Source organism: Streptomyces sp. (genome assembly GCF_050698815.1).
Taxonomy (GTDB): Bacteria; Actinomycetota; Actinomycetes; order Streptomycetales; family Streptomycetaceae; genus Streptomyces.
In genome coordinates, this window is the sequence record NZ_JBOHCV010000035.1 from 1 (window position 1) to 6,687 (window position 6,687).

Here is a 6,687-nt window from a genome sequence, read left to right on the forward strand (position 1 = left end):
GGCCGGAGGGGCAGGCCGCGGCACGGCGGGCACGGCGCGCACCGCGCCTCTCGTGGTCCTCGACAACCCGCGCCACCTGGGCAATGTCGGCGCGGTGATCCGGCTCGCCGCCGGGGCGGGGGCCGCGGGCGTGCTCACCACCGGCACGGTCGACCCCTGGCATCCCCAGGTGGTCCGGGCGAGCGCCGGGCTGCACTTCGCCACGGCGGTCGAGCAGTGCGACCCGGCCCGCCTGCCGCCCGGTCGGCTCTACGCCCTCGACCCGGACGGCCAGGACATCCGTACGCTCGGCCTGCCCGACGACGCGCTGGTGGCCTTCGGCTCGGAGCGGCACGGGCTCTCGGCGGAGCTGCGCGCCCGTGCCGATCAGCTCGTCGCCCTGCCCATGCGACCCCAGGTCTCCAGCTACAACCTCGCCACCAGCGTCGCCATGACGCTCTACCACTGGATGGCCGGCCGCCCGCCCAGCGAGTGAGCCGCCGGGGGACGCCGACCGATCGGTCAGGCTCAGCTGCGGTTCACAGGTACGGGCCGCCGGAGCGGGGCGAGCGGCCCGAGTCCTCGTCGCCCAGCGCGCCGTCGTCCGGGAGGGTCCCGGGAGGCAGCGCCCTGCGCATCTGCTCCAGCTGCGCCCGCGCCGCCATCTGCTGCGCGAACAGCGCCGTCTGGATGCCGTGGAAGAGCCCTTCGAGCCAGCCCACCAGCTGCGCCTGCGCGATGCGCAGCTCGGCGTCGGTCGGCACGGAGTCCTCGGTGAAGGGGAGCGAGAGCCGTTCCAGCTCCTCGATCAGCTCGGGTGCGAGGCCGTCCTCCAGTTCCTTGATGGAGCTGGTGTGGATCTCCTTGAGCCGGACCCGGCTCGCTTCGTCCAGCGGAGCCGACTTCACCTCTTCGAGCAGCTGCTTGATCATGCTGCCGATCCGCATGACCTTCGCGGGCTGCTCGACCATGTCCGTAACGGGGACCTCAGCCTGCTCGTCGCCGTCACCGTTGCCGCCCTTGGGGGCGGTGCCGGCGAGGGCCATGCCGTCCGGTCCGACGACCAAGACCTGCTGGTTCTCCTGCGACCGTTCGTTGCTCGGCTGTGTCATGTCTCCATTCTGCACGCCTGCCCGCGGCGCCCGTCGCCCGAGGGGCGTCGGGCCGGCCCGTCGGTCAGCCGCGCCGCAGGCGGAGGGCGAGGAAGGCGAGGCCCAGCCCGATCGAGGCCAGCCCGGCACCCAGCGGGAGCACGGGTGAGACCTCGCCGGTGGCCGCGGTCGTGGGGGCGCCGCCGGGCCGGGCTCCGGTGTCCAGGCCCGGGTGGTCCGGCGCGTAGAGGTCATGTGTGCCGAAGGTTCCGGTCCCGGGGTCCTCACCCGTCCCGGAGTCCTTACCGGTCCCGCTGTCCGTTCCGCCGGCGGCGTGCGTCCGGTCCGGGCTGCCCGACTCCGGGGCGTCCCGGCGTGCGGCCGTCGGCGGCTCGGTCTGCTCGGCCTGCCCGTCCGGCCGTGCGGCGGAGGGGGAGCCCCCGGCAGACCGCCGGGCGGAACTCCCTGAACTGTGCGGCTGCGGTGTGCTGTCGCGCCGTTGCTCCCGGTTCTCCCGGCCCGGCCCGGCACTCTTGCGCGGAGCAGCGGTGCCGCTGCCGTGCCGGCCGGGCCTCCGGCTCGACTGCTGGTCCGGAGATGTGCTCGGTTCGCGGTCCGGCTTCGCTGCCGGCCGGTGGGTGTCGTCGGTACGCGTCCTCACGGGGACGGCACCGTTCGCGTCGTCCGTAACCGCGTCGTCCTTGTTCGCGTGGTCCGTACGTGCGCCGCCGCCCGTCTCGGCCAGGTCGATGCGCGTCTCGTTCAGGCGCGCCTCGTTGATGCCCGCCTCGTTCACGCGCGCCGCGTCGAGCACTGCGGCGTCGAGTGATGCGTCCTCCGTGCCCGCCTCGTCGAGAGCGAAGCCGGTGACGGCGGCCGTCAGCTTGGCCGGCAGCTGGGTGCGGACGACGGGACACGGCCGGTCGTGGTGACGCACACCCGGTCCGTGTGCCGCACTGGTGAGAGGCGTGACCAGCAGTACGGCTACGCAGGGCAGCAGAGCGGTCGCGCGTGGTACATGCCTGTGCCGCACGGCAGAGACCCTCCCGTTGCGGATTGTCCAACAGTGCAATCAGCGTCACATAGTTGAGCAAATCCGGCATTTCGGGAGGGTCACCGTTCGCGCGCTCTCGCGCCCGTGTACGTGCCTGCCGTCGCCTACGTCGTCAGCAGGATCTTGCCGATGTGCGTGCTCTCCTCCATCGCACGGTGCGCGTCGGCGGCCGAGCTCATCGGCAGCGTCCGGTCCACCACCGGTCGCACCCGGCCGTCCGTCACCAACGGCCATACGTGTTCCCGTACGGCCGCGACGATCGCCGACTTCTCCGCCGCCGGGCGGGCGCGCAGCGAAGTCGCCGTCACGGCCGCCCGTTTGGCGAGCAGCGCGCCGAGATTCAGCTCGCCCTTGGTACCGCCCTGGAGGCCGATGACGGCCAGCCGCCCGTTGTAGGCGAGCGCCTTGATGTTCTGATCCAGGTACTTGGCGCCGATGATGTCGAGGATGACGTCGGCGCCCTGGCCCTCGGTGGCCGCGCGCAGTTCCTCGGCGAAGTCCTGCTCGCGGTAGTTGATGAGGATGTCGGCGCCCAGTTCCGCGCACCGCTCCAGCTTCTCCTTGCTGCCCGCCGTCACCGCGACCCGGGCGCCCACGGCCTTCGCCAGCTGGATCGCCATGGTGCCGATGCCGCTGCCGCCGCCGTGCACGAGCAGCGTCTCGCCGGGGCGCAGATGCGCCACCATGAAGACGTTCGACCAGATGGTGCTCGTCACCTCGGGGAGCGACGCGGCGGTGACGACGTCGATGCCCTCCGGTACCGGCAGCAACTGGCCGGTCGGCACGACGACCTGCTCGGCGTAGCCGCCGCCGCCCAGCAGCGCGCACACTTCGTCGCCGACGGCCCAGTGTCCCGGCCGGCCGGAGTGCGGCTCGCCGGAGCCGCCAACCCCCGGGCCGAGCGCGGTGATTCGGCCGGCGCACTCCAGACCGGGATACGGGGAGGCGCCGGGCGGCGGATCGTAGAAGCCCTTCCGCTGGAGGATGTCGGCGCGGTTGACGGCGCTCGCCGCGACCTCGACCAGCACCTCGCCCTCGCCGGGTTCGGGGACCGGCACCTCCGCCCAGACCAGGGCCTCGGGCCCGCCGGGTTCGGGGATGGTGACCGCGTGCATCGTTGAGTTGGACGTACCCATGAGGCTGACGCTACTCCGGGAGTGCCCCTGCGCGGCACCGCCCCGCCCCGCTCCGTTACGTGCCGTGGCAGGGCGGAGCGGGCCGCGGCGGGCCCGTCAGGTGATCCAGGGGAGCGGCAGCAGCCGGACGGAGGTGCCGGAGCGGGCGCCGCCGGGCGGAACGACGGCCAGGGCGTCGGCGGTGGAGATACCGCGGAGCATGGCGGGCCCGGTGTAGTGCAGCGGGTGGGCCAGCGACTCCGCGGGCGAGTGCGCGACGGGCACGAGCCGGGTATCGCGGGGGTGTCCGTGCACCTCGTCGGTGAGGGCCGCGTGCGGGTCGCGCGGGGAGGGCCGGTCGGCGAGCGTACGGATCAGGGGCGCGGCGAGCGTCATCAGACCGGAGAGCGCGGCCAGCGGGTTGCCGGGGAGGCCGACGAGGAACGGACGGGTGTCGCGGGTGTCGCCGGTGCCGGGCAGCCGGGCGAGCAGCATCGGGTGGCCCGGCCGTACCCGTACGCCCTCGATGAGCAGGCGCGCGCCGAGCCGGGCGAGCGTGGGGCGGAGATGGTCGACCGGCCCGTGCGCGGTGCCGCCCGTGGTGACGAGGATGTCGGCGGTGGTCGAGGCCACCGCTTCGTGCAGCGCCTCGGCGTCGTCGCCGAGGCGCCTGGTGACCAGCACCTCGGCGCCGAGCGCCGCGAGCCAGGGCGCCACCATCGGGCCGAGCGCGTCCCGGATGCGGCCGTCGTGCGGGATGCCGCGGTGCAGCAGTTCGTCACCGAGTACCAGGACTTCGGCGCGCGGGCGCCTGGTGACGGTCAGCCGGTCGTAACCCGCGGCGGCGGCGAGACCGAGCACGGCCGGGGTGACCGGAGTGCCCGGCGGCAGCAACCGGTCGCCGGAGCGGCACTCCTGACCCCGGGGCCGGATGTCGGTGCCGGGTTCGGGCCGCTGGGTCGCACGCAGCCGCCGGCCGACGGTCTCGCCGTACTCGGAGCGCAGTACCGCGTTCGCGCCCGGCGGCACCCGGGCTCCGGTCGCGATGCGGATCGCGCGGCCGTCGGGCAGCCGGCGCGGTTGGCGCCGGTCGCCCGCGAGGATGCCGGTGCTCTCCGGGGCCTCCGCCAACTCCCAGGGACCAGGCCCCGAGACGGCCCAGCCGTCCATGGCCGAGGTGTCGAAGGAGGGCAGGTCGGTGAGCGCGTCGAGGGGGGCGTCGAGGGTGTGGTGCAGCGCCTGGTCGAGGGGGAGGACGTGGGCGGGCAGGCGCCGGCCGGTGCGCGCGGCGTACGTATGGGCGTCGGGCCAGGCCAGGTCGTGGTGGTGGACGCCGGCGTGCTCTCCCGCGTGGCCGTCCGCTTTCACCGGGGCGCCCTCGGCGGCCGGACGGGAGGCCGCGCCGGTACGCGGCCGGGGCGGCCGCCGTGGGTGCCGGGGCTCCGCTGGTTCGCCGGCGCCGGCGGTGGACCCGTTGGCCAGCGCGAGTGCCTCGTCGAGCTCGTCGGCACCGCTCATCCGTTCCCCGCTTCCGCTTCCTCGGCCCAGCGCACCGCCAGCTCCGCCGCCTTACGGGCGGTCTCCGCGACGTCCTGCGGGGAGCCGCCCCGCTGGGCGGCGGCGTAACCCACCAGGAAGGTGGTCAGGGGCGCGGCGGGGCGGGCCACGCCGTGTGCGGCGTCGCGCGCCAGGTCGAGGAGAGCGGTGGTGTCGACGTCGAGTTCGACGCCCAGTTCGGCCTTGACCGTGGTCAGCCATTCCTCCAGCACGGTGGCATGCTCCCTGATACGGGCCCTCGCGGCGGCGACATCGTCCCAGGTGTCGCAGTCGAGGGCGGCGGCGGTGTCGGACGGGGTGACGCGACGCAGTCTCAGCTCAGCGGGCAGCAGGCGCAAGGGCAGGCCGCTGAGGTGGCCGTATTCGGTCCGCAGCAGCGCCAGTTCGCGGCGCAGCGGTTCGGTGCGATAGGCGGCGAGCAGGGGCTGGTCGCGGCCGTCGTTGACGAGGGCGCCCTCGAACTCCCCGGCACCGTCGGAACCGTCCGCACCGTCGGTACCAGCTGCGACTTCTCCCACCGCCGCCAGCACCGCCCCCACGGTCTCCTCCCGCAGGAACGGCAGGTCGGCGGAGAGGACGAGCACCGTTTCCTCGGTGGTGCTGCGCAGGCCGGCGTCGAGCGCGGCGAGCGGACCGCCGCCGCTCGGCTCCTCCCGTACCCAGACCACCGGGCGGTGCGTGGCCCGCCGCGGCCCGACGACGACCGTGGCGGTCGCTCCCGCGCATGCGGCCAGCACGCGGTCCAGCAGGGACCGGCCGCCGACGGTGAGGGCCGGCTTGTCCGCGCCGCCGAGGCGTCTGGCGCCGCCGCCGGCGAGGACGATGGCGTCGTGCGGACGGGTGCGGGAGTCGAGGGTCACGCCTTAGAGCGTACGGAGCAACACCGCCGGCTGTTCCACGCAGTCCGCGACATGGCGGAGGAAGCCGCCCGCGGTGCCCCCGTCGCACACGCGGTGGTCGAAGGTGAAGGACAGCTGCACCACCCGCCGGACGGCCAGCTGCCCGTCGACCACCCACGGCTTCTCGGTGATCCGGCCGACGCCGAGCATCGCGGCCTCGGGGTGGTTGATGATCGGGGTCGAGCCGTCGACGCCGAAGACCCCGTAGTTGTTGAGGGTGAAGGTGCCGCCGGTCAGCTCGCCCGGCGTCAGGGTGCCCGCGCGGGCGGACTCCGTGAGCCGGGCCAGCTCCGCGCCGAGCCCCTCGGCGTCGCGGGTGTGCGCGTCGCGTACGACCGGGACCACGAGTCCCCGCGGGGTCTGCGCGGCGAAGCCGAGATGGACCTCGGGGAGCCGCACGATCTCCTGGGCGCCGGTGTCGACGGTCGCGTTCAGCTCGGGGAAGCGGGCCAGCGCGGCCGTACAGATGCGGGCGAGGAGGGCGAGCAGGGAGACCTTGGGCGCGCCGTTCGCCTCTCCGTGCGCGTTCATGGCCCGGCGGGCGGCCAGCAGTTCCGTCGCGTCGGCGTCGACCCAGCAGGTGGCGTCGGGTATCTCGCGGCGGCTGCGGGAAAGCTTGTCGGCGACGGCACCGCGGAATCCGGTCAGCGGGATGCGCGCGGCTGTCGTCCCGGCGGGCTTCGGCGCCGGTGCTGCCGGGGCGGTGAGATCCGGGGGGTCCGGCGGCACGGGGCCCGTGAGTGACCGGGTGGCCCGTTCGACGTCCGCACGCAGGATGAGGCCGTCCGGACCGGACCCGTTGATGCTTCGCAGGTCGACGCCGTGCTCGCGGGCGAGGCGGCGGACCAGCGGTGAGATGACGGCGAGCGGTGTCCGCTCCGCCGGAAGCGGGAGGCCCCCGGTGTCGTCGGTCGCCGGGCCGCCCGCGAGGCGGAAGCCGTCGACGGCGCGGACCCGGCGGCGGCGTCCGGTGGGCCCGCCGGTGCCGTAGC

The 6,687-nt window shown here is 74.7% G+C and carries 7 protein-coding genes; 1 reads left to right on the forward strand and 6 read right to left on the reverse strand.

Going from position 1 to position 6,687, the window contains the following annotated elements:
• Positions 1-475, forward strand: a 475-nt coding sequence (locus tag ACRDP3_RS01255; protein WP_431514907.1) for a TrmH family RNA methyltransferase, incomplete at its 5' end; no start/stop codon positions are given.
• A gap of 43 nt (positions 476-518) precedes the next feature.
• On the opposite strand, the gene ACRDP3_RS01260 is transcribed toward ACRDP3_RS01255, so the two are convergent.
• The 6 genes from ACRDP3_RS01260 to ACRDP3_RS01285 all read right to left on the reverse strand — a co-directional run.
• Positions 519-1,091, reverse strand: coding sequence for a bacterial proteasome activator family protein (locus tag ACRDP3_RS01260; protein ID WP_431514908.1), 573 nt, complete (start codon positions 1,089-1,091; stop codon positions 519-521).
• Positions 1,092-1,155: 64 nt separating this feature from the next.
• The gene (locus tag ACRDP3_RS01265; protein WP_431514909.1) at positions 1,156-2,103 is read right to left on the reverse strand and encodes a hypothetical protein; all 948 of its coding nucleotides are present in this window, start codon (positions 2,101-2,103) and stop codon (positions 1,156-1,158) included.
• Positions 2,104-2,228: 125 nt separating this feature from the next.
• On the reverse strand, positions 2,229-3,239 hold the full coding sequence (locus ACRDP3_RS01270) for an NAD(P)H-quinone oxidoreductase (protein WP_431514913.1): 1,011 nt from the start codon (positions 3,237-3,239) through the stop codon (positions 2,229-2,231).
• Positions 3,240-3,356: 117 nt separating this feature from the next.
• The gene (locus tag ACRDP3_RS01275; protein ID WP_431514910.1) at positions 3,357-4,757 is read right to left on the reverse strand and encodes a molybdopterin molybdotransferase MoeA; all 1,401 of its coding nucleotides are present in this window, start codon (positions 4,755-4,757) and stop codon (positions 3,357-3,359) included.
• Positions 4,754-5,656 carry a DUF6457 domain-containing protein gene (locus ACRDP3_RS01280; protein ID WP_431514911.1) on the reverse strand — a complete coding sequence of 301 codons (903 nt, stop codon included), beginning with the start codon at positions 5,654-5,656 and terminating at the stop codon, positions 4,754-4,756. Before ACRDP3_RS01280 ends, ACRDP3_RS01275 begins: the two co-directional genes overlap by 4 nt.
• A gap of 3 nt (positions 5,657-5,659) precedes the next feature.
• Positions 5,660-6,687, reverse strand: a 1,028-nt coding sequence (locus ACRDP3_RS01285; protein ID WP_431514912.1) for a dihydrolipoamide acetyltransferase family protein, incomplete at its 5' end; no start/stop codon positions are given.